We start from the raw sequence: 26,273 nt of genomic DNA on the forward strand, positions 1-26,273 counted from the left end.
ATTTGTCCATAACATGCTAGTGTTTAGGATGTGGAGTTAACCCGGCTAATTCCATGCTACGAACGTGGGGTTAAATTACTATAGAGCCTTGGGTTAATAAAAGAAGATAGCCAGGGCATTAGATCAACATAGAGCCTCGAAGGCTAGAACTCGTGACTATTTCCTACCGGCTATCTTCTCCACATTTTAACATGCCAAAATTATCAACAACAATCTGTTAATTAATTTCTTTGCAAGTCTAATGGAATTCATTTCAACACCCCATCATAAAAGTGGCCACGGTGCTAACCCGCTTTGCATGCCGTTTGACTTGCCGTGTGGGGTACCGAAACAAGTTCGGCATGACCGTTATGATTGTTTGGGACACCCCAGTTTCAACCCCATCGATATCCAATAAATTAGAATCCCAAAAAAATGCCTTAGCTTTAGCTTGCATTTACGGCTTGCCAATACCAAACCAATACCATCGTTTTATTTACCTAATGAAGAAACAGCTTATTGCCCTTTTTTATGCCCTGGCGTTTGCCGGGCAGCTCCATGCGCAAAGCCAGCCGGATAAACTGCAGGTTAGCTTGTCTACAGGTTACCAGCGCGAGGATTTTAAATGGTCGATAGCCGGGAACCAGGACGGGCAGAATCCTAATATCTATTCGGAACTGCAATGGAAAAAGTTGGGCGGGCAATCGGTAGCGGCATCGCTGCAATGGAACTTTTGGGGCAGACTGTTGCTTACCGGCGGGTACGAACGCACGGCGATAAAATCGGGCACCGTGCGGGATAACGACTATAACGGCGATAACCGTACCAACCCGGCATACGACCAGCTTTTCGATGCGGACAAAGGCTTCACCCGGAATATCAGCGTCGGGTTAGGGTATAAGCTTATACATACCGAAGCGTTCTCCTTCACGCCTTCCGCGGGCTACTACGCCGGCAAGCAGTCGCTCCACTTGTACGACCGTAGCGGGCAATACCCCGATTTGAACAGCATATACAATACCGATTGGAAAGGCCCCTTCGTGAAAGCCCTGGCGCAGCTCCGGCTCACAAAAAAGCTGAGTGCAACCGCCACGGTGAATTATACCCAGGCCGATTATAAAGCCAAAGCCGACTGGAACCTTATCCCTTCCTTTCAGCACCCGGTGAGCTACCGGCATACTGCCAATGGCTATGGGTTGGATGCCGGCGCGGGCCTGCAATATGCCATCACCAAAAATATCGGGGTGAATATTGGCGCGGGCTACTTTACCTGGCAAACCGGCGAAGGGGTAGATGAGTTGTTTTTATCATCCGGTGGATCTGAAAAAACGCAACTGAATGGGGTGGACAGGAAGGGGTATAAAATCAACCTGGGGATAGTGTTGGGCTTTTAAAGAAAGACTACGATTTTCTTAGATTTTTAAAGAAAAGCACCGATTTTTCTCCGGTATTTTAGCCTGATGATGGTGCCCGCACGGATTTATTTGCGCAAATTAGTAACCATAAATTATCACATGAAAAAGATATCCACCTGCCTTTTCCTTATGGTGCTGCTGCTCTCCGGCACCTCCTTCCAGGTGCCTTCTGAATGGACCCCGCTGCTGGATAAAAGCCTCAGCAAATGGGAAACCTACCAAAGCTTTTACCACAAGGTGGGCTACAATGGCAAGCCGCCGGTAGATAGCAATGGTGTGGAAATCAAACCGATAGGGTACAATGTGAATAAAAATAACGTGTTCTCGATAGTGATGGAGGATGGGCAGCCTGTTTTGAAAATCACCGGCGAGATCTACGGCTGTATTTTTACTAAACAGGATTTTGCCAATTACCACCTGAAGCTGAAATTCCGTTGGGGCACAAAAAAATGGGTGCCCAGGCTGGACGAGTTGAAAGACAGCGGTTTACTATACCACTCGCAGGGTAAATGCGGGGTAGAATGGTTCCGCACCTGGATGCTGAGTCAGGAATTCCAGGTGGTAGAAAACAGCACCGGCGATTACTGGTCGCAGGAAAGCTCTATGGCAGATGCTAAAGCGCTGAAGGACAGCAGCTACAAATTCAACCCGAACGGACAGTGGACAGCCCTCGGCGGCTCTACAGGCAACGGTGGCTTTTGCGAAGCCGGCACCAAAATGGACAAACCCATAGGCCAATGGAATGAAATTGAGCTGATTACCTACGGGGATAAGAGCCTGCACATTGTAAACGGCAAAGTAGTAATGGCCCTAAAAAACTCCCGCTACAAAGATGGCGACGTGATAAAACCGCTTACCCACGGCAAGCTGCAACTGCAAAGCGAAGCCGCCGAAGTGTACTATAAGGATATCATAATCAAGCCGATAAAAGAGATACCGGCGGAGTATGCTAAATATTTTGAGTAGGCACGAGGCGGTAAGGAAAATGAACAAGAGTGATATCGCTGTAAGAAGCAAAAGGTTATTGGTTCAAATTAATGGAGACTATCGCATCGAAAACCAAGATGATTTTAAAAAATACGCCAATCTGATAAGTAATTTATTCACTTATAACCTTCCACCAGTCTTAATTAAAAAGACCCAAAAGTTAAATATTGATTTTACACTTGACCTTGATGCCTTATTTGTGTACCCTAGAAACGTAGGAGATAGCATTTACACTATAAAGGAAACGTTTAATCTAAAAGGATATAAGGGAGCTGGGGCGGTGGATAAGAAAATGTTCTTAGCAGAAAATGTACGCACTTGCCTAAAAATACTGTATAAGCATCTGCATTTAAATGAAGAAGACGTAGAAAGTGCTTACAAGCGTATTCTGGATGATGGTTTCTCGCTAATCCTGCCGATTTGCGGCAAGGCAAAGCAAAATAAAAGCAGAACAATAAAAGCCCTGGTTACAGCCGAATACCTGTTAGGCTACGCAGCTGTTGGTGTAGACTTTTTCGATAAAAATGATGAGATTGTTAAGCGCGTAAAATTATGTAATACTGCACCTATATATTTCATAATCGATCAAATTGTCAAGTCGGCAAAATGGGTCGATAATGATCGATTCATGTTAAGCAATAACTCGAAAGAGATAAGCTTCCTGATTAACCCAGATGGAGGAATATCCGTTGACTACAAACCCGTTGGGCGTGATATAGCTGGTTTGAAAGAACAAATAGAATACTTCACAAGTGAAAGGACTTTCGAACTTTAGGCTTTTTTTGAGTAGGACGGGAAGCCTGGGGAACGATAATTATAGCGATGGTTTCAAACCCATCGCTATAGAAAATGCCGCCTAATTCGTGAAATTAGTGTCCATATAATTACTTGTCGCTAAGTAATATCGGCGCCCCCTTATTGTTGCCTATGATGATAACCTTAGCATTTGGTGATAGTGCAATTGCCTTTTGTGCCAGGATGCTCTCGTATTGCAGTTGTCTGTCAGACAAACCGGTAGAAAGGATTTTCTGATAATCAGCAATGCCCTGTGCTTCAACGCGTTTTCGGTCGGCTTCCTGGCGTTCTTTTTGGAGTACGAAGGTCATTTTCTGAGCCTCCTGCTCTGCGTTTATCTTCGATTCGATACTGGCCCTTACTGATGCCGGCAAGGAGATATTGCGTATCAGTATCTGCTGCAGTTCCAAGCCGCGTTTGGCAAAACTTGCACCGATGGTGCGGTTTATCCTATCCTGAAACTCCTGTCGCTTAACCGAATAAAGGTCTACCGCCGCATAGTTCACCGCATTATCCCTGATGGCCGTGCGCGATACGGTGCGTACTATGTTGTCTACATAATTTGGCCCGATGTTCTGCAAAATATAGGGGGCTTTATCGGGCTTAACTTTAAATAGCACGGTAAGGTCGGCGGTCACCTCCAATCCGTCGGATGATAAAACTCTTATTGCATCATCTCCCTGTATGCTACCCTCGCTATGTTGGGCGCTCATGGTATAGTTTTGTGTTTGTACGTTAAAAGTCGTAATGGTAACCAGCGGGTTTATAACGTGTAAGCCGCTTTCCAACACGTCATTCTGTACTTTGCCAAACAACACCTGAACGCCTACTTCACCCGGTTCTATTTGTTTAAAAGAAGAAGATATTATCGCTATACCGGCCAACACGCCGCCAACAACCATAACAATGCCGCCAAATTTACCGGCAGGCTCGGGCGAGCGTTTTACAAATACGCCTACAAAAATAATAATGATGCCAACAATTGCTAAAAACATGACGGGGTGGGTTTTGGGGTGAGGTTATAGAAAAGTATTTAGGTATTAGAATATAACAGCGGCGCATTGTTACCAACGCGCCGCTTTATTTTAGAGAAGGTGATTTTAAGGCTTCCGGGTGGTTTCCTTTACCTCTTTTAACAGCTTCATCTTAAGGGCAATAACTACGGCTACTATAAAAACGGAGGCCAACAGGTAAGCATACTGCCCGCGTATAACGCCCTCGTATGCAATTGCCAGGGCAACAAATATGCATACGTTATACAGTACGTTTAGCGCTAATTTCTTGCCCATATTAGTAAACGCTTATGGTTGGGTCAATTTCGGCCTGCCAGGCTAAAATGCCGCCTTTTAAATTATAAAGATTGGTATATCCCTGTGCTTCAAGCTGGTGCAAAGCTACCGAGCTGCGTTTGCCACTGCGGCACATGATTACCACCGGCTTATCTTTCTCAACCTGGTCGGCTTCTATCAATATGCCGCCCAGCGGTATATGCTTGCCGCCAAGGTTAGAGGTTTCGTACTCAAAATCCTCGCGGACATCAATCAGTTGAAAATCTTCGCCGCTATCTAATTTCTCTTTTAGTTCCTGTACGCTAATTTCTTTCATCGTAAATATTATTATTAGCCAAAGGTATGTTTTTTCTCAATCAAATAATTGGCCGGTTTTTGTAACAATAAGAGGCTAAGTGCGTTTCATAGGTAATTGTATATAGTACAATTGCTAGTTTAAATGAAGAAGATTACCCGGTTTTTTTGGTTCTGTTCCGGAGCGCATATAGATACTTTAAAGAAATACCCCATAGAGCATAATAAATACGTAGGCATTGGGGCTACTATATTTTTCACGGCCCTGTTTGCTTCGTTATCAGGTGGTTATGCTATGTATTTCGTATTCAGCGGCGATGCCTTTGCCGTTGGTTTCGCTATACTTTTCGGCCTGTTGTGGGGCACGGCTATCTTTAATATGGATAGATACATCGTATCCAGCATCAACAAAGAGGGCAGCACCAACCAGCAGATATTGCAGGCCTCGCCCCGTATTTTGCTGGCCATTATGATAGGCGTGGTTATCTCGCGCCCGCTGGAGCTGAAGATTTTCGACAAAGAAATACGCCAGAAACTTAAGTCGGCTTACCTAAAAGGGCAGCACAGCAAGATAGATTCGCTGCAGAAAACCTACACACAAAAATATGCGCAGGAACTTGGCAAGAATAATGACCTAAAAAAGGAAAAAGACTCGCTGGAGCGCGACATTAACCGCTCACGCTACCAGTTAAATCAGGAGGTTTTTGGCGATAAAACCAATCAAACATCCGGTATCAGTGGCTACGGTACCTATGCCAAGCAAAAAGAGCAAGTACTTAAAGAGAAAGAAGACCGACTGAAAACTGTGACAGATAACCTGGGGCAGATGGATACTTACCTAAGCCAGCGCAAAGATTATGAGGGTGTGAACGCTACACGCCTTTTCAACGAGCACCAATTGGATAGCCTGAGCAATGTGGCCGGCTTTGCCGACCGTAACTGGGCGCTGGGGCAGCTTTCGTACAACGTAGACGGCTCGCGCGATTTGGATACTTACCTGGCTATCTCTTTCATCGGCTACTTATTTATCTTGTTCGAGTGTTTGCCGGTGTTCGTAAAGCTCATGTCGCCTAAAGGGCCATATGATACGGCTATTGCCAAAATTGCCGAGGCGAACGTGCATTTTGCCGATAAAGATAAAGACCGCGAGATAGCTGTTACCGACAGCACTTATGACCATAATCTGGATACCGACATAGATCGCCGAAAGCGGGTTATCACGGCGCAATCCGAATTCGATTTCGGGCGGCAGAGTTATGATTAGGAAGTAACCTTTTGACCCCGCGCTTCTTTTCATCCCCTTAAAAGGCTACAGACTTAACGACTCGAAAAAGAGATTGGGTTACTTCCTGTAATAAAATTGATAGAAAACGTTTAGCTATTAAATGTTAACTTCAACGCCGTAATTTACTCATCCATGAAGAAACTATTTACGCTCGCGGCAGCTACTATGCTGGCTGCATCGGCTATGGCCCAAAAGCAAAAGGCCATTTACTATAACATCTCGTTCCCTAACGCGGTACACCACGAAGCCGAAGTACTGTTTACCATTCCGCAGGCGCCCGGCGGTGCGCTCAAGATACATATGAGCCGCTCCTCTCCCGGTCGTTACGCCACGCACGAATTCGGCAAGAATATTTATAACTTAAAAGCTACAGGTGCCGATAACGTGCCGCTGGTTATCAAACAATTAGAGGGCGACTTTTACGAGATACAAGGCACCACCGAAACCGTAAAAATAAGCTACACCCTTTTTGCCAACTGGACAGATGGTACATACGCCAGCGTTGATGCCAGTCATGCCCACCTCAATATGCCAGCTACCCTGATGTGGGCAGAAGGCCAAACTGAAAGGCCCATCAAAATACAGTTCAACGATGCCGATAAATACGGCTGGAAAGTAGCCACCCAACTGAAACCCGAAGGCGATAACGTGTATAGCGCGCCCGACCTGCAATACCTGATGGACAGCCCTACCGAGCTATCGGCCTATAAAATAAACAGCTGGACGGTTGATAACAACGGCAAGCCCGAGAAGATAAACCTCACCACCCACTCAGACGATAGCCAGGCCGTGATTGACAATTTTGCCAAAATGGTGCAAAAAATGGTGCTGGAAGAAAAAGCCGTTTTTGGCGAACTGCCCGTTTACGATAACGGCGAGTACACCTTTTTGCAGGATGTGCACCCGAATACATCCGGCGATGGCATGGAGCACCGCAACTCTACCATCATCGTACAGCCCGCCCCAAAGGTTGAGGGTTTAGAGAGCAGGCTGATAGGCACGTTTGCGCACGAGTTTTTCCACAGCTGGAACGTGAAACGCATCCGCCCCAAAGCATTGGAACCATTCAATTTTACCCACGCCAATATCAGCGCAGAGCTTTGGTTTGCCGAGGGCTTTACCCAATATTACGGTGAAATGGTCTTGGCCAGGGCCGGCATTAACTCGGTTGAAGATTATACCCGCACCATAGCCGGTTTGGTAAACCAGGCATTAAACACCCAGGGCGCAGCAAAATACTCCCCGGCCGATGCAAGCCGGTACGCTGTGTTTGCTGATGCGGGCGTATCTATCGACCCGAACAACCAAACCAATATGTTCACCAGCTATTATACCTATGGCGGTGCAACGGCCCTCGCGCTCGATTTGCGCCTCCGCAGCGAGTTCCATCTTACGCTGGATGATTATATGCGCCAGGTATGGCTGGCAAGGGGCAAAACCATGCGCCCTTATACAATCGCAGACCTGCAAAGCGACCTGGGCAGCCTCACCAAGAGCCCTAAATTTGCTGCCGATTTCTTTAAACGCTATATAAACGGTATTGAGAAGAACGATTACGAAGCTTTGCTGGCCAAGGCAGGTCTGCTATTGCGCCGCGCGCAGCCGGGTAAAGGATGGGTTGGTCCCTTAGGTGGAGCCGGTGGGCGCGGACGGTCGGGGCAAGCCCGTGTAAGCGATGCAGATGGCTTTGCAATTGTATCAAACACCACCGCAGGCACACCCATATACAAGGCAGGCATTGATGCAGGCGACGTGATAACCAAAGCCGATGGCAAGGATATTAAGGACGCCGCTGCCTTTACCGAGGTATTGGCTGGCAAAAAGCCGGGCGATAAAATTGCAGTTACCTTTAAAAACCGTGCAGGCATACACGAAACCGTCATCACGCTGGAAGAAAACCCGGCTTATGAAGTGGTACTGTTTGAAAAAGCCGGCCGCGAATTAACCAAAGAACAACAAGATTTCCGTAACAACTGGTTATCATCAAAAGTAAAATAAGCATGAAGATAAAATTGTACGCAGCGCTTGCTGCATTAGCATTACTGCCTGCCGCGCTGCACGCCCAAACAGGCTATTCGGAAAACGTTAATAAACTGATAAAACAGGACGACGTAGAACGCATCATTAAAACCCTTAGTGCCGATGATATGCAAGGCCGTGGAACCTTTACGCCGGGCATTGATAAAGCAGCCACTTTTATCGAAGGAGAATTTAAAGCAGCGGGCATAAAACCGCTTGCGGGCGCAAAAGGCTTTAGGCAAAACTTCAGCATGCTGCGCACCACGCCGGTAAGCGCCAAGATTACCCTGAACGGCAGCGATGTGCCGGCAGATAAATTTGCCGTTAACGCCGCAGGCTCGTTCAACTGGGCAAGCGCAGATGGTATTGAGGTGGTGAAAATTGCCGCTGGTAAAAACCTGATAGCCGAATACCAGGCGATATTAAAAAACAACAAGGCGAGTATTGTACTGGTAGATACCAGCTACTCGGCTATGTTTAAAAGGTTGGTTGCGCGCGCAAAACGCGGCAGCACTTCTTTTAAAGGAGCTGACGGTGCAGATAACCCGGTTGTTTTTGTGATGGCGGGTATGGACGATGTAAAATCACTTACGGTTAACTACGAAGCCAAAACCGAAGAGAAGCCGCTGTTTAACGTTGCGGGCATGATTCCCGGCAAGTCAAAGCCGGATGAACACGTAGTTTTCTCGGGCCATTACGATCACCTGGGCATCCTTAAGCCTATGGAGGGCGATAGCATTGCCAACGGGGCCGACGATGATGCATCGGGTACAACCGCTGTTATCGAGCTGGCCAAGTACTACAAAAAACTGAACAACAACGAGCGCACGCTCATCTTCGTAGCCTTTACCGCCGAAGAAATTGGCGGCTATGGCTCGCAATACTTCTCTAAACAAATGGACCCAGATAAAGTGGTAGCCATGTTCAACATCGAAATGATAGGCAAGGCTTCCAAATTCGGCGAGAATTCGGCATTCATCACAGGCTACGAGCGGTCGGATTTTGGCAAGATATTGCAAAGCAACCTGGAGGGCACTGCGTTCAAATTCTACCCCGATCCTTACCCGCAACAGAATCTATTCTACCGCAGCGATAACGCAACCCTGGCAGCCCTGGGCGTGCCCGCGCACACCATCAGCACCGACCAGATCGATACCGATAAACTGTACCATTCGGTTAAAGATGAATTCAGTAGCATGGATGTAAACAACATCGTGGCAACCATAAGAGCCATCGCCTTAAGTTCGCGCTCTATAGTAGCCGGCAAGGATGCGCCTACCAGGATACCCAAGCTATAACGACAACAAGATACCGGGAAAGGCGGCTCGATAAGTCATATGGCGCCTTTCCCGGCTCTTACCTTTATTGGTGTTTATACTTTTTTAGAATGATCGCACGTTAACGTAGCATCCAATAAAATAAATACTACTTTTACTACCAAACAAAACAAAAACGCAGCCCGCTCGTGCTGCTAAAACGAAACAGCATGAAAAAATTAATCTTAAGCGCTTTGGCTTTATCGGCAATAGGTTACACGGCATCTGCCCAAAAACAGGTGAAATTATTCGATGGAAAAACCACCACAGGTTGGCACGCTTACAACAAAACAGGCGCGGGCTCATGGTCGGTAGTTGATGGCGCGTTACAACTCGATCCAAAATCACATGAAGCTTCTGACCTCCTTACAGATGCTGAATACGAAAACTTTGAACTAACCATTGATTGGAAAATTGCTGCAGGTGGCAACAGCGGCATTATCTTCGGCGTGCACGAGGACCCATCATTGAACGCCAGTTACCTTACCGGCATTGAGATGCAGGTACTGGATAACAAAGAAGCCGAAGACAATAAAAATCCTACCCACCTGGCTGGTAGCTTATATGATATGAAGGGCGCACCTGCCACCGCTGCAAAGCCAGCAGGCGAATGGAACAAGGTAAAATTGCGTAAAGAGAACGGCCACCTTACTTTTTGGCTTAACGGCGTACAAACCGTTGACGTAACCATTGGTAGCCCAGAGTGGACCGAAATGCTGAACGCGAGCAAATTCAAAACCTGGGAGGGTTTTGCCAAATACCCTAAAGGCCATATTGCCTTGCAGGGCCACGGCGCTGTAGTAAGCTATAAAAACATTAAGATAAAACAACTGTAGGCACAACCCTCAACCGGGATATTTTCTAATGGAAGATTTACAGATAAAAAAATCGGGCACCACTTACGATGTGGTGGTGGTAGGCTCTGGCGCAGGTGGTGGTATGGCCGCTTACGTGCTGGCCAATGCAGGCGTTAAAGTATTGATGCTGGAGGCCGGTCCGTTCTTCGATCCGCAGAAAGATTCGATGCAGTTGAAATGGCCATGGGAATCGGCACGCAGGGGGGCAAGCAGCACCCGTCCGTTCGGCGATTTCGATGCGGCATTCGGCGGCTGGGAGATAGAGGGCGAGCCTTATACCACTAAAGATAAAACAGAGTTCTACTGGTTCCGCTCGCGCATGCTGGGCGGGCGCACCAACCACTGGGGCCGGATAAGCCTGAGGATGGGTCCGCAGGATTTCCAACCGACAGATGGGCTCACCGATCCCTGGCCGATTACCTACGACGACGTAAAACCCTTTTACGACAAGGTAGACCGCCTGATTGGCATTTATGGCACCAAAGAAAATATAGAAAGCGAACCCGATGGCATCTTTTTGCCACCGCCCAAACCGCGTTTGAACGAACTGTTCATAACGCAGGGCGCGCGCAAGGCGGGTGTAAAGGTTATCCCCGGCCGCGGCTCGGTACTTACGGAAGCTTTGCCGGGTAATAAAGACCGTGGTGCCTGTTTCTTTTGCGGGCAATGCGGGCGTAGCTGCAAAATCTACGGCGATTTCTCGGCATCATCGTGCCTGGTTATACCGGCCATTAAAACCGGCAACCTCAAGGTTATTCCCAACGCCATGGTGCGCGAGGTATTGACAGATAAGGACGGCCTGGCCACCGGCGTATCGTACGTAAGTAAAGATGATATGCAGGAGTACCAGGTAAATGCCAAAACGGTAATACTGGGTGCCAGCGCAGGCGAATCGGCGCGTATATTGCTCAATTCCAAATCATCAGCCCATCCGGGTGGTTTGGCCAATAGCAGCGGCGTGGTAGGCAAATATTTGCACGATTCTACCGGCTCCAGCGCGGGCGGCTTTTTGCCCCAATTGTTAGACCGTAAGCGTTACAACGAAGATGGCGTAGGCAGCGTGCATATCTACTCGCCATGGTGGCTGGATAATAAGAAACTCAACTTCCCACGCGGCTATCATATCGAATACGGCGGCGGCTTGCACATGCCATCGTACGGCTTCGGCTTCAACATGCATAAAATGAACGGGCTGGTGCCCGATAGGGATGGTAAACCCAGGGAGGCCGGTGGCTATGGCGCTGGGCTTAAGGATGATTACCGTCGCTTTTTTGGCACCCAGGTGGGCATGGCCGGTCGTGGTACCGCTATTGCCCGTGCCGAGAACTATTGCGAGATAGACCCTAATGTGGTTGATAAATTCGGTATCCCGGTTTTGCGCTTTAACTACACCTGGACCAACGACGAAATAAACCAGGCAAAGCACATGCAGGATACCTTTGAAGAGGTATTGCATAACATGGGTGCCATACACGGCGCTAAACAAGGTGCAGACACCAATTATGGGCTGGAAGCACCCGGCAAGATCATCCACGAGGTTGGCACTATCCGCATGGGTAACGACCCATCCAAATCGGCACTGAACAAGTATTGCCAGGCGCATGATTGCCGCAACCTGTTCGTGGTAGATGCCGCACCCTTTGTACAGCAGGGCGATAAAAACGCCACCTGGACCATATTGGCCCTAAGCATGCGCACCGCAGAATATATTTTGGCTCAACGTAAAAAACTCAACGTATAACGCATCATGAACAGACGCGACTCACTAAAGGCACTTGGCCTGGGCACGCTATCGGCAACGGTATTGTTGGAAGCCTGCAAAACACCCGATAACAAGAATGCGCCGGCAACCGTAGCCGATGGTGCCGAAGGCACACCCGGCCGCCAGCCCGCAGAAGTGGAACGGGAAAAGAAGCTGATGGCCGATAAGTATTTTACCGACCACGAGATGGCTACCATCGCCGTACTAGCCGATATCATCATCCCTAAAGATGATAAATCGGGCAGCGCCACGGATGCCAAGGTGCCCGAGTTCATCGAATTCATCGTTAAAGATATACCCGAGCACCAGCTACCTATGCGCGGCGGCTTGCGCTGGCTGGATGTGCAGAGTCTCAACCGTTTCGGCAAAACATTCGTGGCTAGTGCTTCTGCGCAGCAGATACAATTGGTAGACCAGATTGCCTACCCCGCAAAAGCCAAACCCGAAATGCAGCAGGGCGTAGCCTTTTTTAACCGCATGCGCGATTTAACCGCCACAGGCTTCTTTACCACCAAAATGGGGATACAAGACCTCGGCTTTGCGGGCAACACGCCCAACAAATGGGAAGGTGTGCCTGCCGATGTATTGAAGCAATACGGTATGGAGAATGTGGTGGTATAGGTAAAAAGGCAGAGCGTTTTTGTCCAGTTTTATTTTATAGAAATGTTGGACAAACCCGATAAGATTGGGCCTCTCGAAGAAAGCTCACCCGCCTTTTTCCCTCCTTCTACAAGCCTGAATTTGCCAAAAAAGCCGTAAAAAAGCCGTGTTTTTCTGCGTTTTTCTTTGCTTTTTGGGTGTTTTTGACCTTATTTCTGCAAAAACGCAAAAACGGCCATTCCAAGCTGGAATGGCCGTTTTTGGCTAAATGATACCTGTTCGGCCCCCGAAATTATTTCTAGTTTTTTCCAATAAATCGCATCTGTTTTAGCTATAATTTTCCAGGAAATTCCAGTGTGGAAAAACCCTTAATGCCATGGATAGGACGGGTGCGGCTGGGTAAGTACGCCCACAATTTATCCAACAAAGCCCGGGCGTAATTAAACGCCACGGGCCTATCATCACTCACCATCTTTGTACGAACGCCTTTTGCGTTTTTACCTATTGCGTTCAAACTGTTTCGTTTAAGTTATCAGACGCGTATAATAAATTACAGGTTACAACCCATTTAACATAAAAATGAGTTAAATTGTACCGCCATTTAATACCATGTATTTTATCCTTTCCAAAGTATTATATATCCTTATACTGCCTTTTATGTGGGCTTTTGGTTTGTTGGTGTATGCCATCATTACCAAAAAACCTAAAAGGCGGCGCAAACTGCTGATTGCCGCGGTGGCTATCATCTACGTTTTCGGCAGCCCATTGCTGATTAAGTTTTACTCAAACCTGTGGGATGTAAAGGCTTATAACCCCGGCAATACCAAATTCAGCAGCATTATTTTATTGGGCGGATTCGTATCAGAGGACGAGAACAAACACGGCTTTTTCAACGATGCCGATGACCGCTACACCGAAGCCGTAAAGCTACTGCAGGGAGGCACCGCATCGCACCTGTTGTTTACGGGCGGTAATGGCAACCTCAACCCCGATGGGTTCCAGGAAGGGCTTTTCGTGCAGGCCGAACTTCGTAAGCTCAATATCCCCGATAGTGCTGTATTGATAGAGAGCCATGCCCGTAATACTTTCGAAAATGCGTCGCTCTCAAAGCTCCTCCTGCAAAAATCAGGATTAAAGCCGCCCTACCTGCTGGTAACCTCAGCTTTCCACATGCGGCGGGCACTACTCATTTTCAAAAAAGCGGGCATACCGGTTGTGGCTTACCCTTGCGATTATGATAAGACAAACCGAGGCAGCATATCTTTTATGGATATATGGCCCGATACCGGCGTGTTTGGTAAATGGAACACTTATATTAAAGAATTAATTGGCTACATCGTAGCATCGTTAAAATAAGCATGAAACGGATACTTATAACTATTTCACTATTTTCTGCTCTTTGCCTGCAATTTGCATCGGCACAAAAATCTGCTAAGAAAAAAACATCGGGCAACCCCATTGTACAAGGCTGGTATGCCGACCCGGAAGCTGCCATATTCGGCAAGGAATATTGGGTGTACCCTACCTACTCTGATAAGTACGAAAAGCAGGTACATTTCGATGCCTTTTCTTCACCCGATCTGGTGAACTGGACCAAGCACGCAAGCGTGCTCGCTTCCTCCAACGTAAAATGGGCAAAACGCGCCATGTGGGCACCCGCCATCGTTAAAAAAGACGGCAAATACTATTTCTTTTTCGGTGCCAACGATATCCAGAACGACCAGACTCTGGGCGGCATAGGCGTTGCGGTTGCCGATAAGCCTGAGGGACCTTTTAAAGATTATTTGGGCAAGCCTTTAATCGATAAATTCTACAACGGGGCGCAGCCGATAGACCAATTTGTGTTTAAAGATACCGACGGGCAGTATTACATCATTTACGGCGGCTGGCGGCATTGTAACATCGCGAAGCTGAACAATGATTTTACCGCCATAGTGCCACTTGCTGATGGTACCCTTTTCCGCGAGATTACGCCGGAAGGTTACGTAGAGGGCCCGGTAATGTTTACCCGTAAGGGTAAGTATTACTTCATGTGGTCTGAAGGTGGCTGGACAGGCCCCGATTACCGCGTGGCTTACGCGGTTGGCGATAACATCAACGGCCCCTTCAAAAAAATAAGCGTGATTTTAAAGCAGGACCCCAGCGTGGCAACCGGCGCGGGGCATCACTCGGTAATTAACGCGCCGGGTACCGATGATTGGTATATTGTTTACCACCGCCGCCCATTAACCGAAACCGATGGCAACCACCGCGTAACCTGTATAGATAAAATGGTATTTGATGCCAATGGGCTTATACAGCCTGTAAAAATCACCAACCAAGGCGTAACACTCAGAAAGATAAAATGATGCATAACCCGTGCTGAAACGGATATCCCATATCGCTATCTGCATAATGGCCCTTATGGCCGTAAGTCGGAGTTATGGGCAGGCACCCAAAATAAGCTACCCCGACGTAAACTCCTTTAAAGTGGGCACGCCCATAACCCCGCTGATACCAACCCAGTTGGGCGGCGCGGTGCCTGCAACCATTTTTGGGCAGATAACTACCTTTGCCGGCAGCGGTTCGCCCGGCGCTACCGATGCAAACGGACTGCAAGCTAGTTTTAAAGCTCCCTTCGGCCTTAAATTTGATGCTGCAAGCAATTTGTATGTGGCCGATGCCGGCAACAATAAAATACGAAAGATAACGCCTGCGGGCGACGTATCTACCTTTGCGGGCACAGGGGCCGTAGGTTCGGCAGATGGAGCCTATCTTATTGCCACATTTAACGCGCCAACCGGTATAACTATTGATAAGTTGGGCAACGTGTTTGTTGCCGACCGGAACAACCACACCATCAGGATGATTACCCCCGCAGGTACGGTTAGTACTATAGCCGGTTTGCCCGGCGCATCGGGCCTGGTAAACTCGCAAGGCTCATTTGCGCGTTTCAACCAGCCAACCGGCCTTGCGGTTGATAAAACAGGCGGGCTGTATGTTGCCGATTATGGCAACAACCGCATACGCCACCTCGGGCTGGATGGCACCGCGGCCGAGATAGCAGGCAGTACGGCCGGCTGGGTAGATGGGCAGGGACTCGCGGCAAAGCTGAATGCGCCGATTGCCCTATATTTTGGCGGTAGTGGCCTTCTTTACGTTGGCGACGATTCACATATCCGCGGCATAGACGATGACAATAACGTAAACACCGTAGCGGGTAGTTTCTTCAGCGGCACTTTCGATGGCCTTTTCCTCAGCGCCAGGTTCAGCTTGCCATCCGGTATCGTGCGTGATGCTGCGGGGACACTATTCGTGGCCGATTATGGCAGCGGCATCATCAGGCGGCTGGGTACAGACAATATCGTAGAGAACATTGCCAGCGGCCCCCTCAACGGCCCGGCAGGCATTGAAATAGATAACCTGGGCAACTTATACGTTGCCGACGAACGCAATAACGTCATACGCAAAATAACCACAACCGGCTATACCATTTCGCCCGCTTTGCCGCCGGGCCTTACGTTCAATAGCGCTACAGGGGAGATAAGCGGCACCCCGTTGTCGAAGATACAGACGTCCAATTATTCGGTTTTGGCCTATAATACTTCGGGCAAAGGCGCCTATACCTTCACGCTGGAGGTGCGCGAAGCGCAGTTGAAACCTCAAACGATAACTTTTGGCGCGCTGGCCGATGCAACAGTGGGCGATCCGGATATTTTGCCCGGCGCTACCAGCACCAACCCAACCATCCCCATTACCTATACCAGCAGCGATTTTGCCGTCGCCACCATTGCCAACGGCAAAATACATTTAACCGGCCCCGGCACAGCTATCATTACTGCCATGCAAGCCGGCAATACCGACTATGATGCGGCCCCGCCGGTTCCGCAGGAGATAAAAGTTGCACCCGAGCCCGATTTTGCCAAGCCAACCGTTGAAGCCCAGCCCGGGCCCTTTACCTTTGCTTTAGATAACTTTGGCAACTACACCTTAACGGCAGAACAGCTGGCCAAAATTACGCCCGGGCCGCAAACCCCGCCTTTAACCATTACCATAAGGCCAACCGCCGAATTTACCTGCGAGGATTTGGGCCAGCAAATGATAACTATTGGCGCAGGCTACGGCCCCGACCCTGCCGACCCGCTGAACGCCGAGTTTGATGAACCAAGCGCTATCTCTTACGATGCTTCGTCGGGCGCGCTGTATGTATCAGACCAGGCATTTACCAAGATAAGGAAGTACGGCACCGATACCCGCGTTACCACCCTCGCCGGCGGCGTAAACGGATACCGCGAAGGAATTGGGGCAAACGTTGGCTTTAGCGCCAACCTGCTTTCTTTAGCCAACGACGCGCAGGGAAACACCTACGTGTGCGACGTATTCAACAACGCCGTAAGGCGCATAACCCCCGAAGGCCTTACCATCACTTTTGCGGGCCCTGCACTAAGGGCTGCAAACGGCGGCAATACGTTCACGCCCGAGTCGATTGCCATTGATGCATCAAACAATATTTTCATTGCCGATAAAACAAACATATTCAAGGTATCGCTTGATGGCAGCACCGTTACCCCATTTGCAAGCGGTTTTGCCGGGATAACGGGTCTCACTTTCGATAAAAGCGGCAACATGTTCGTAAGCACCAACGCTTATAATAATGGCAACGGCGTTTATAAAATAACGCCAAATCGCGTAGTCACACCTATTTATATCGTGCCCTCTGCTGCCGGTTTTGCCCGCCTTGTGGTTGATAGCAAGGGGAATATCTTTGTAGGTTCCACCGGCGCGGTTATCTATAAAATTACGCAGGATGGGCAATTTTCAATTTATGCCGGCGGCTCTTCGGAAGGATTCGCAGATGGCAACTTACAGAAAGCCAGGTTCCATAACCCCCAGGGCATCGGTATCGACCCATCAGACAACCTTTACATTGCCGATTCTGACAATCACCGCATACGCAAAATTACGCCGGCCGGTAAAGTAACCACTATTGCAGGCAGCGGCAAACCCGGGCCAAAGGATAATACCAACAAGAGTAATGCCGCCAAGGTTACGGTACCGGTAACCATAGTAAGCGCGTTGGCGTTTACCAGCGTGCAGAATAACGTAGAGATTCCGGCTGCGTTAAGGTGCCCGGCCTACCTGCCCGATTACAGTACCAATGCCGTAGCCCTAAGCACCTGCGCCAACAAAATAACCATAACCCAAACGCCGGCGGCAGGCACGCCACTAGCCATAGGCCAAACTGTTGCGGTAAAATTGATTGCGCAGGATAACCTTGGCCAAACAACCGAAATGCCCTTTACCGTTACGGCCATCGCACTGCCTAAACCAACTATAGCTATTGTGCCAACCACAGCCGCCCGTTGCGATGGCGGCCCTATATCGTTTACGGCAACAACGCAGGGCGAAGGCACGCACGCCGTTTATAACTGGCAGGTAAACGGCATAATGGCATACACAGGCGGGAAAGATTTTACATCAAGCACCCTCAAAACCGGCGATAGAGTAACCTGCGTAGTAACCAATCATGATTATTGTGAACCGGTAGATTCAGACCCGTCTGCGGCTTACGCAGTTTCTACCGACCCATCGGTGCTTACTTCGGTAACGGTTTCGGCCTCGCTTACTGATGCCATATGCCCCGGCGTGGCGGTTACCTTTACGGCAAGCCCGGGCAACGATGCCCAGGTTTTGGGCAATGTGCCAAATTACCAGTGGAAAGTTAACGGAGAGCCGAGGGGTAGTAATAGCGCCGTTTTTACCGCCAATAACCTGGTTGACCGCGACGAGGTGGTTTGTGAGATGACCAGCAACATCAAATGCGCCATCAACCCGGTGGTATCATCCGCCCCTATCATCATAAGGGTAAAAACCGATGCTGAATGTGCCATAAAAATACCTACTGCCTTTACGCCGAATGGCGATGGCGTAAACGATTTATGGGAAATACCCGAGCTAAGCAGCTTCCCCGATTGTGATTTTTCGATTTTTAACCGTTACGGCAAATTGGTTTATCACTCTATTGGTTACGCCAAAATGTGGGACGGGGCCTTAAACGGCAAAAAACTGGCAGCCGGCACCTACTATTACATGATAAACCTAAAGACCGGCCGCCCACCCCTTAGCGGCCCGATAACGATACTGAGATAAATGCGGGGCAAATCATAAAATGCTTAAAACAGGCTGGTGAGATGGATAAAACACATGAGCTTTTGCGTTGCTGCCTTTTTGGCGGCGGGGCATGCTTTTGCGCAATTGCCACGGTTTAGGGATTTGCCCGATCAGCAGTACTACATGGGCACGCCCATAACGCCGTTAGCACCCAACTTCAGGCCAACCAGCGGGCCGGTGCCGCCAAACGTTTATGGGCAGGTAACCACCTTTGCGGGCTCGGGCAATGCCGGTTTGGTAAACGGTAAGGGAAAGCTGGCGAGCTTTAATTCGCCCATGGATATTAAATTGGATGCCGCGGGTAATTTATACGTGGCCGATGCCGGCAATAACGCTATTCGTAAGATAGCGCCCGACGGCACAGTTATCACGTTGGCCGGCGGCAGTGCAGAGGGCTATACTGATGGCACGGGCACGGCGGCAAAATTTGCATACCCCACGGGGCTGGTGCTGGATGCGGCGGGGAATTTATTCGTAGTAGATCAGCAAAACCAACTCATCCGTAAGATTACACCTGCGGGGGTAGTTAGCGTTTACGCCGGTACCCCCGGGGTTGCGGGCATGTCTAACAATATCGTCAATTTCCCTACCGGCATCACCATAGATAAATACGGTACCCTGTTTATTACCGATAGCTATAACCTGCGTGTTCGGCAGCTGCCGGGGCAGTATCTTACCAGTTTTGCAGGCAGAGGCCAGGGAAGGGGCCCTCTGGCCGATTTTAACGGACCTGGCGAAGAAGCAAAATTTGGCGCAATAACGGGTATTACCGTTGGCCCTGACGAGAATTTTTATGTGGTAGATGGTGAATTGGTCAGGAAAATAACACCATCTGCCGTGGTAAGTACTTATCTTGGAGTTAACACCTCGCGTGGGGCATTTAATGGGGATGCAAAAACAGCGGTGTTCCAATACTTATTCGGGATAGCCATCGCTAAAGCGGGCACGGTTTTCCTGTCAGATCAGGGTAACCACCTGATACGCAGGTATGGCGTGCGCGAAAACGCCGTAACCTGGCTTGCAGGCAACGAAGGTAAAACCGGGCCGGTTGATGGCGTTGGGCAAGCGGCATTATTTAATAAACCATCGGGCATTTGTCTTGACGATGCAGGATATTTATACGTGGCCGATGCAGGCAACAACCTGATACGGAAGGTGTGTACTACAGGCTTCCAGATATTCCCGGCTTTGCCACCGGGCCTAACTTTCGATGCCACTACCGGCACCATCAGCGGTACGCCTACCAAGCCCTCGCCGCTTACCCTTTACACCGTTGTAGGTTATAATACCGAAGGGCAGGGGCAATATTCTGTAAGCATACAGGTGAATGAATTTACGCGCCGGCAGCAAACCATAACGCTGGATTCAATACCCACCAAAAAAGAAACCGACCCCGACTTCCTGGTAAACGTAACACGCAGCAACCCCTCATTACCTTATACCTTAAGCACCAGCGACATCAGCATAGCATCTATTGCCGATGGAAAGGTGCATATACTTGGCCCGGGCACCGTCTATATTTACGCCGACCAAAAAGGCGACCCGTTTTTCTACGACGCGCCGCAGGCATCGCAAAAACTGGTAATTACCGAGGTGCCGCCCGTAGTGGTGTACCCGGATATCAAACCTAAAGCCAACCCGGTTATGATTCCGCTGGATGAAACCGGAAAAGTGACGATAACGCCGGAGCAGCTCGCCGATATCACGCCCGAACACAATCTGCAAAAAAGCATATCCACATTAGATAAAAGTGATTATGCCTGCGCCGATGTGGGGCTGCAAACGGCAGTGATTACATCCAGTTTCGGCCCCGATCCGTTCGACCCGCTTAGTGCGCAATTTAATTATCCATCGAATATCGTATTCGATGCGGCATCAGGGAAGGTGTATATACCTGATAAGGGGAATTACCGCATCAGGAGCATCGGTACCGATGGCCGTGTTGGTACGCTTGCCGGCAGCGGGCAACCCGGCAAAGCCGACGGGAAATCGAAAATAGCGGGCTTTAGCCGAGAACTGCTCACCATTACAACCGATGCGCAGGGAAACGTGTACGTATGCGATGTGGGCAACGCGCTCATTAGAAAAGTGACACCGGATGGTACAGTGAGCACCTTTGCGTACGACCAGTTGCTGCCCTTCAACGATTTCGACCCGGTGTACAGCACCGCCGTGGCTGTAGATAAGGCGGGCTATATATACGTATCAGATAAAACCCGTATCTATAAAATAACGCCCGACGGCACGCTTGCGGTAGTTTTTGCGGGAAGTGGCAAAGAGCAGATAACAGATGGAACGGGCGCCGCTGCCGATTTCAATGGTATCAGCGGCCTGTATTTTGCAGCCAATGGCGACCTTTACGCAAGCAGTTTTGATAGTAACGATATCAATACCCTGCGCAGGATAACCCCGGCGGCGGCAGTAACCACCATCTATCGGAAAACCGACCCACTGCTGCATTTTACCCGTATGGTGGTGGATAGCAAAGGCAATGCCTTCATCGGATCTACCGAACCTAAGATTTATAAAATTACGCCTGATGGCACGCTCTCAATATTCGCTGGCAGTGCAAGCCGTATAGGCGCGGTCGACGGTGATGGCCCAACCGTGGCATCCTTCAATAACCCGCAAGGCATCGGTATAGATCCGCAGGACAACCTTTACATTGCCGATCAGGATAACCACCGCATCCGGAAGATTACCCCTGCCGGCATGGTTAGCACCATTGCAGGCAGCGGCGTGGCGGGTTACTTTGATAATACCAGCTACAGCAACAAAACAAAAAAGAATATCCCGGTTGCAATAACCAGCCCGATTACTATAACCAGCACTTACAACCCCGTAGTTATCCCCTATCTGGATATTTGCCCGGCTGTAGTTGCAGATTATACCAAAACAGCGACCGCAAAAAGCAGTTGCGCCAGTAGCTTTACCTTTACGCAAACGCCTGCTGCGGGCACCGTATTAAGCGATGGACAAACGGTTAACCTGGTGCTTACGGCGCATGATAACCTGAGCCCGTTTGACGACGCCAGCATTACTTTCACCATCACCGCCAAAAAACTGCCCACGCCAACGGTTGTCGTAAGTCCGGGATTTATAGACACCTGCGAAAGGTTCCCGGTTACTTATACTGCTGTGGCACAAAACGGAGGCCTTAACCCGGTATATACATGGTATGTGAACGGTGTGGAGAAATCCAAGGGAGGTGCGGAGTTTACCAGCGCAGAACTTGCCACCGGGGATAAGATAACCTGCACGGTTACCAATAGCGATGGTTGCGCGCCTATTACTTCGGCTCCATCGGCAGCGGTATCTATTAAGGCTACTCCATCGGTTACTACAGCGGTGACGATATTCGCCTCTTATACCGATCCGATTTGCCGGGGCAGCCGGTTGGATTTTACCGCAATCACCCAAAATGTGCAGCCTGGTCCCGGCAGTCCGCGTTACCAATGGCAGGTAAATGGCAATAATGCGGGCGGCAACAGCGCAACTTTTAGTACCAGCAACCTGGCCGATGGCGATGTGGTTACCTGCCTTATGAGCAGCGGGGGCAAATGCGTTATCAACCCGGTTACTAAATCGAACCCTTTCATCGCTCGTGTATTGTCCGATGGTGACTGCGCTGTAACTATTCCCAATACTTTTACGCCGAATGGCGATGGCATAAACGATTACTGGCAAATACCCGTGTTGAAAAACTACCCTTTCAGCACCGTATCGATATTTAACCGTAATGGAAAGCTGCTATACCAAAGCACCGGTTATGGCAAACCATGGGATGGTACTTATCAGGGAAGCGCATTGCCTGCTGGTACGTATTACTACATGATTGATACGCACACCTTCCGCAGCGTTTTGGCCGGTTGGGTAACTATCCTGAAATAAAAAAAAGAATGTCGAACACCGAATTTCGAATATCCAACATCGAAGTTTTTTTCCTTCATTATTCGAAATTGGACATTCGGTGTTCGATATTAAACCATCCTTAAACTATCTTCATGTTTTCTGCATCCCAACGGATAACCCTGTTCTCGAAGTAGCTGTCGTTACATGCCAAACACGGCGCAGCCGCCCTGAAACCGAACACAGCATCTTCTACCACTTTGGTGCCGTTGCGTACCGAGTCGAAGAAATTGGCAAAGTGATCGTTGGAGGCGTTATAGCCATCGGGCGCACGATAAACAACGTCGGGGAATTTCTGCCTTGTTCTCTGTGCCTCGGTGTAGCGTTTATTGTAGTCATCCATTAAGGCTTTTTGTTGCGCCTCGGTATAGGTGAATAACGAATCCCATCCGCCTATCCCGGGGGCCTGCGTCATTTTGTTCTTGCGGATAGTAAAACCTTCGCCTTCGCCACCCAGGTCAATTACACCTTCGGACCCTGTTATTTTTGTGGTGCTCGATCCGCCGTCGCCGCTTGCAAAGTTAACGCGCAAAGTAACCTGGAAAGCCGGGTGCTCTTTGGTTTCGCCGTAATGTATAACTGCGCTCATTACATCGGGCACATTGCGCCCATCTTTCCAGTAGGAGAGATCGCCGATAGAGTATATTTTTTCGGGCCCTTTAGAGCCGGTGATAAAATGGATACCGCTAAGCAGGTGCACGAAAAGGTCGCCCGCAACGCCGGTGCCATATTCGCGATAATTCCTCCAGCGGAAAAAGCGCTTTGGGTCATAATCGTATTTAACCTTGGCGTTGGATTGGAACCGCGCCCAATTAACGTTCTGCACCGATTGATCCAGCGGGATGGTGTACTGCCATGCGCCCAGAGCATCCTGCCGGTTAAAGGACGCCTCGATAGAATTTATCTTGCCGATGGCCCCTGCCTCATACATTTCCTTTGCTTTTTTATATGCAATGCTGCTTACCCGCTGGCTCCCCACCTGGAAAACCATCTTCGTATCGTGCTGTGTTTTTATTTCGGCAAGGCCCTGGCTTATCTGGTGCACCATGGGTTTCTCGCTGTAAACCGCTTTTCCCGCAATCATCGAATCTATGGCAATCTGGCTGTGCCAGTTATCGCTGGTGGCTATGATCACTGCATCGATGTCTTTACGATCGATGATGAGGTCGCGGTAATCTTCGGTGGTAAATAATCCCGCACCATAAACCTCCTTGGCGCGCGCCAACCTGCCCTTGTACAGATCGCATGCAGCAACCAGCTCCACGCCGGGCACGCTTAGCGCCGCATTGGTATCGTTAAAACCCATAATGCCCATACCTATGGTTGCAATACGGATTTTATCGTTGGGGCCAACGCGTTTTTGGGCGCGCAAGGTGCGAATTTCCTGCTCCTCGCGGGCAGCAAAACTGGTAAGCGAAGCGGAAGTAAGCAACACGGAGGTGCCCAGGTGTTTAAGGAATTTTCTGCGGTCTGTCGACATGGCGTAATTAATTAAGCTTAATAAATTGGTTGTGCGGATTGCAGGCGCAATCATCAGATTTATGGAAGGCAAGTTAATAAAAAAGCCTAATCATCAATTTTTTTTCGCAATAATATGCGGCACTTAAAACATTGGAATCTACTAAAATAAAAACTTATTAATATTATTTAAAAAGTGATAAATTGCATGCTGTTACCCCTTTTGTAAACCATTAGTATCTCACATGAAAAAAATCTCGTTATTGGTATTTGCCTGCCTTATCGGCTCCTTAAGTTTTGCGCAGCAAACTTCGCCGGATATCGCTATTATCCCCGAGCCGGTAAAAATCACGAAGCACGCCGGGCTGTTTACGTTACCCAAAATTGTGGTAGTGCAAGCCACGGCCTCACCGGAAATTAACCCCATATTGGATTTGTTGAAGAACAAACTATCCACCGCTGCCGGTAAAACCGTGGTGGTAAAAGCCCTGGGCACGAATGCAGCCATTAAGCTGGTGATCAATAAAAAAGCTGATGTTGTTTTAGGCAAAGAAGGGTACAATCTCTCGGTGAAAGCCCATGGCATCACCATAAGCGCCAACAAGCCGGCGGGTTTGTATTATGGCGTGCAAACGCTGATGCAATTGCTGCCAAAGGAAATTGAAGGCCTGGAGGTTGCCAAAAACGTTGCCTGGACAGTACCTGTTGTGGATATATACGATTACCCGCGCTTTGAGTGGAGGGGCCTGATGTTTGATGTGTCGCGCCACTTTTTTACCAAACAGGAGGTGAAGCATTTTATCGATGATATGGTGAAGTACAAATTCAACCTGCTGCACATGCACCTTACGGATGATGAAGGCTGGCGCATAGAGATAAAAAGCCTACCGCGCTTAACCACCGTGGGCGCATTTAACGTTAAACGCGAAGGCGCCTTCGGCGATTTTATTCCACCAAAACCCGATGAGCCGCGCACCTATGGCGGTTTTTATACGCAGGACGATATACGCGAGCTGGTAAAATACGCCAAAGACAGGTTTGTAGATATTATGCCTGAGGTGGATGTGCCGGGCCATAGCCTGGCTGCTGTTGTCGCCTATCCGCAGCTGTCGGCTACGCCGGGAGCTGATAAATATATGGTACGATCTGGCGAGAAGATAATGGATTGGTCTAAACCGGGCCACCCCGCGTTGGTAGATAATACCCTGAACCCCGCCAGCGAGTACACTTACGACTTTTTGGATAAAGTAGTGGGCGAGATTGCGCAGCTGTTCCCCTTTGCTTATATGCACCTGGGTGGCGACGAGTGCGCCAAGAATTTTTGGGAACAAAGCCCCGATGTAAAAGCACTGATGGCGAAAGAAGGTCTCAAAACGATGGAAGAGGTGCAGAGCTATTTTGAAAAGCGCCTTGAAAAAATAGTAGAAAGCAAAGGCAAGCGCTTTATGGGCTGGGACGAGATACTGGAGGGCGGCATTGGCCCCAACGCGGCCCTGATGAGCTGGCGCGGCATAAAGGGCGGCATAGATGCCGCTAAGCTTGGCCACGAGGTGGTGATGAGCCCTACCACCTACGTGTACCTGGATTATATGCAGAGCGACCGCATTACCGAGCCACCGGTGTACGCCACCCTGCGCCTAAACAAAACTTACGAGTTTGAACCCGTGCCTGATAGCGTTGATGCAAAACTGATAAAAGGGGGCCAAGCCAACCTTTGGACCGAGCAGGTGTACAACTTCCGCCAGGTAGAGTATATGATATGGCCGAGGGCTTTGGCAGTGTCAGAATCGGTATGGTCGCCTAAGACTAAGAAAAACTTTTTAACTTTCTTCCCTAAGGTAGAGCGGCAGTTCGAGCGTTTCAACCTCAGCGAAACCAAGTATTCGCCAAGCGTTTACGACCCAACCTTTAAGGCCATACGCAACGCAGATAAAAGCCTGAGCGTATCCCTTACGCCGGAAGTGCCAGGGCTGGATATTTATTACAGTTTCGATAACTCATCGCCGGATAGGTTTTACCCCAAGTACACCAGTACGCTGGCCGTACCGATTGATGCAACGCAACTGAAGGTGGTTACCTACAAAGGTAAAACGCAGGTTGGCCGCATATTGATTATGCCCGTTGCGGATTTACAGAAAAGAGCGGGGAATTAATTTCA

General features: G+C 49.1%; 18 protein-coding genes. 14 read left to right on the forward strand and 4 right to left on the reverse strand.

The genetic code is table 11. From position 1 onward, the window contains the following. Positions 1–482: 482 nt before the first annotated feature. The 3 genes from AC1DXC_RS26620 to AC1DXC_RS26630 all read left to right on the forward strand — a co-directional run bounded on the left by AC1DXC_RS26620 (position 483) and on the right by AC1DXC_RS26630 (position 3,156). Positions 483–1,373 carry an outer membrane beta-barrel protein gene (locus AC1DXC_RS26620; RefSeq protein ID WP_477462218.1) on the forward strand — a complete coding sequence of 297 codons (891 nt, stop codon included), beginning with the start codon at positions 483–485 and terminating at the stop codon, positions 1,371–1,373. A gap of 120 nt (positions 1,374–1,493) precedes the next feature. Next, entirely contained in the window at positions 1,494–2,360 is an 867-nt protein-coding gene (locus AC1DXC_RS26625) for a 3-keto-disaccharide hydrolase (RefSeq protein ID WP_477462219.1), read from the forward strand. Positions 2,361–2,379: 19 nt separating this feature from the next. Then, positions 2,380–3,156 (forward strand): hypothetical protein, encoded by a 777-nt coding sequence (locus AC1DXC_RS26630; RefSeq protein ID WP_477462220.1) that lies wholly within the window; start codon positions 2,380–2,382, stop codon positions 3,154–3,156. 109 nt (positions 3,157–3,265) lie between these two features. Here AC1DXC_RS26630 and AC1DXC_RS26635 read toward each other — a convergent pair whose 3' ends face one another. The 3 genes from AC1DXC_RS26635 to AC1DXC_RS26645 form a co-directional block, all read right to left on the reverse strand. After that, positions 3,266–4,171, reverse strand: coding sequence for a prohibitin family protein (locus tag AC1DXC_RS26635; RefSeq protein ID WP_477462221.1), 906 nt, complete (start codon positions 4,169–4,171; stop codon positions 3,266–3,268). A gap of 105 nt (positions 4,172–4,276) precedes the next feature. After that, positions 4,277–4,465: a DUF6358 family protein gene (locus tag AC1DXC_RS26640; protein WP_477462222.1), complete on the reverse strand. Its 189-nt coding sequence runs from the start codon at positions 4,463–4,465 to the stop codon at positions 4,277–4,279. 1 nt (position 4,466) lies between these two features. Further along, entirely contained in the window at positions 4,467–4,781 is a 315-nt protein-coding gene (locus AC1DXC_RS26645) for a rhodanese-like domain-containing protein (RefSeq protein ID WP_477462223.1), read from the reverse strand. Positions 4,782–4,904: 123 nt separating this feature from the next. Here AC1DXC_RS26645 and AC1DXC_RS26650 point away from each other — a divergent pair, with 123 nt between their 5' ends. The 10 genes from AC1DXC_RS26650 (at position 4,905) to AC1DXC_RS26695 (ending at position 22,639) form a co-directional block, all read left to right on the forward strand. Continuing rightward, positions 4,905–6,023, forward strand: coding sequence for a DUF4407 domain-containing protein (locus AC1DXC_RS26650; RefSeq protein ID WP_477462224.1), 1,119 nt, complete (start codon positions 4,905–4,907; stop codon positions 6,021–6,023). Between the two features lie 153 nt (positions 6,024–6,176). Next, positions 6,177–8,042 carry a M61 family metallopeptidase gene (locus AC1DXC_RS26655; RefSeq protein WP_477462225.1) on the forward strand — a complete coding sequence of 622 codons (1,866 nt, stop codon included), beginning with the start codon at positions 6,177–6,179 and terminating at the stop codon, positions 8,040–8,042. A 2-nt stretch (positions 8,043–8,044) separates the two neighbouring features. Further along, a complete protein-coding gene (locus AC1DXC_RS26660) occupies positions 8,045–9,361 on the forward strand; it encodes a M20/M25/M40 family metallo-hydrolase (protein ID WP_477462226.1) in 1,317 nt (438 codons plus the stop codon). A gap of 188 nt (positions 9,362–9,549) precedes the next feature. Beyond that, on the forward strand, positions 9,550–10,215 hold the full coding sequence (locus AC1DXC_RS26665; protein WP_477462227.1) for a 3-keto-disaccharide hydrolase: 666 nt from the start codon (positions 9,550–9,552) through the stop codon (positions 10,213–10,215). Between the two features lie 28 nt (positions 10,216–10,243). Beyond that, entirely contained in the window at positions 10,244–11,977 is a 1,734-nt protein-coding gene (locus AC1DXC_RS26670; protein ID WP_477462228.1) for a GMC family oxidoreductase, read from the forward strand. A 6-nt stretch (positions 11,978–11,983) separates the two neighbouring features. Then, entirely contained in the window at positions 11,984–12,619 is a 636-nt protein-coding gene (locus AC1DXC_RS26675; protein WP_477462229.1) for a gluconate 2-dehydrogenase subunit 3 family protein, read from the forward strand. Between the two features lie 588 nt (positions 12,620–13,207). After that, a complete protein-coding gene (locus tag AC1DXC_RS26680; protein WP_477462230.1) occupies positions 13,208–13,954 on the forward strand; it encodes a YdcF family protein in 747 nt (248 codons plus the stop codon). A gap of 2 nt (positions 13,955–13,956) precedes the next feature. Then, complete coding sequence (locus AC1DXC_RS26685; RefSeq protein WP_477462231.1) at positions 13,957–14,946, forward strand: glycoside hydrolase family 43 protein; 990 nt, start codon at positions 13,957–13,959, stop codon at positions 14,944–14,946. Between the two features lie 46 nt (positions 14,947–14,992). Beyond that, a complete protein-coding gene (locus AC1DXC_RS26690; RefSeq protein ID WP_477462232.1) occupies positions 14,993–18,727 on the forward strand; it encodes a T9SS type B sorting domain-containing protein in 3,735 nt (1,244 codons plus the stop codon). Positions 18,728–18,763: 36 nt separating this feature from the next. After that, positions 18,764–22,639, forward strand: a complete 3,876-nt coding sequence (locus tag AC1DXC_RS26695) for an NHL domain-containing protein (protein ID WP_477462233.1) — start codon at positions 18,764–18,766, stop codon at positions 22,637–22,639. A gap of 100 nt (positions 22,640–22,739) precedes the next feature. Here the strand turns inward: AC1DXC_RS26695 and AC1DXC_RS26700 are convergent, their stop codons facing one another. After that, a complete protein-coding gene (locus tag AC1DXC_RS26700; RefSeq protein ID WP_477462234.1) occupies positions 22,740–24,137 on the reverse strand; it encodes a Gfo/Idh/MocA family protein in 1,398 nt (465 codons plus the stop codon). A 223-nt stretch (positions 24,138–24,360) separates the two neighbouring features. Between AC1DXC_RS26700 and AC1DXC_RS26705 the strand changes: the two genes are divergently transcribed. Continuing rightward, positions 24,361–26,268: a beta-N-acetylhexosaminidase gene (locus AC1DXC_RS26705; protein ID WP_477462235.1), complete on the forward strand. Its 1,908-nt coding sequence runs from the start codon at positions 24,361–24,363 to the stop codon at positions 26,266–26,268. Positions 26,269–26,273: the final 5 nt, after the last annotated feature.

This window comes from Mucilaginibacter sp. P2_D11 (assembly GCF_056404435.1).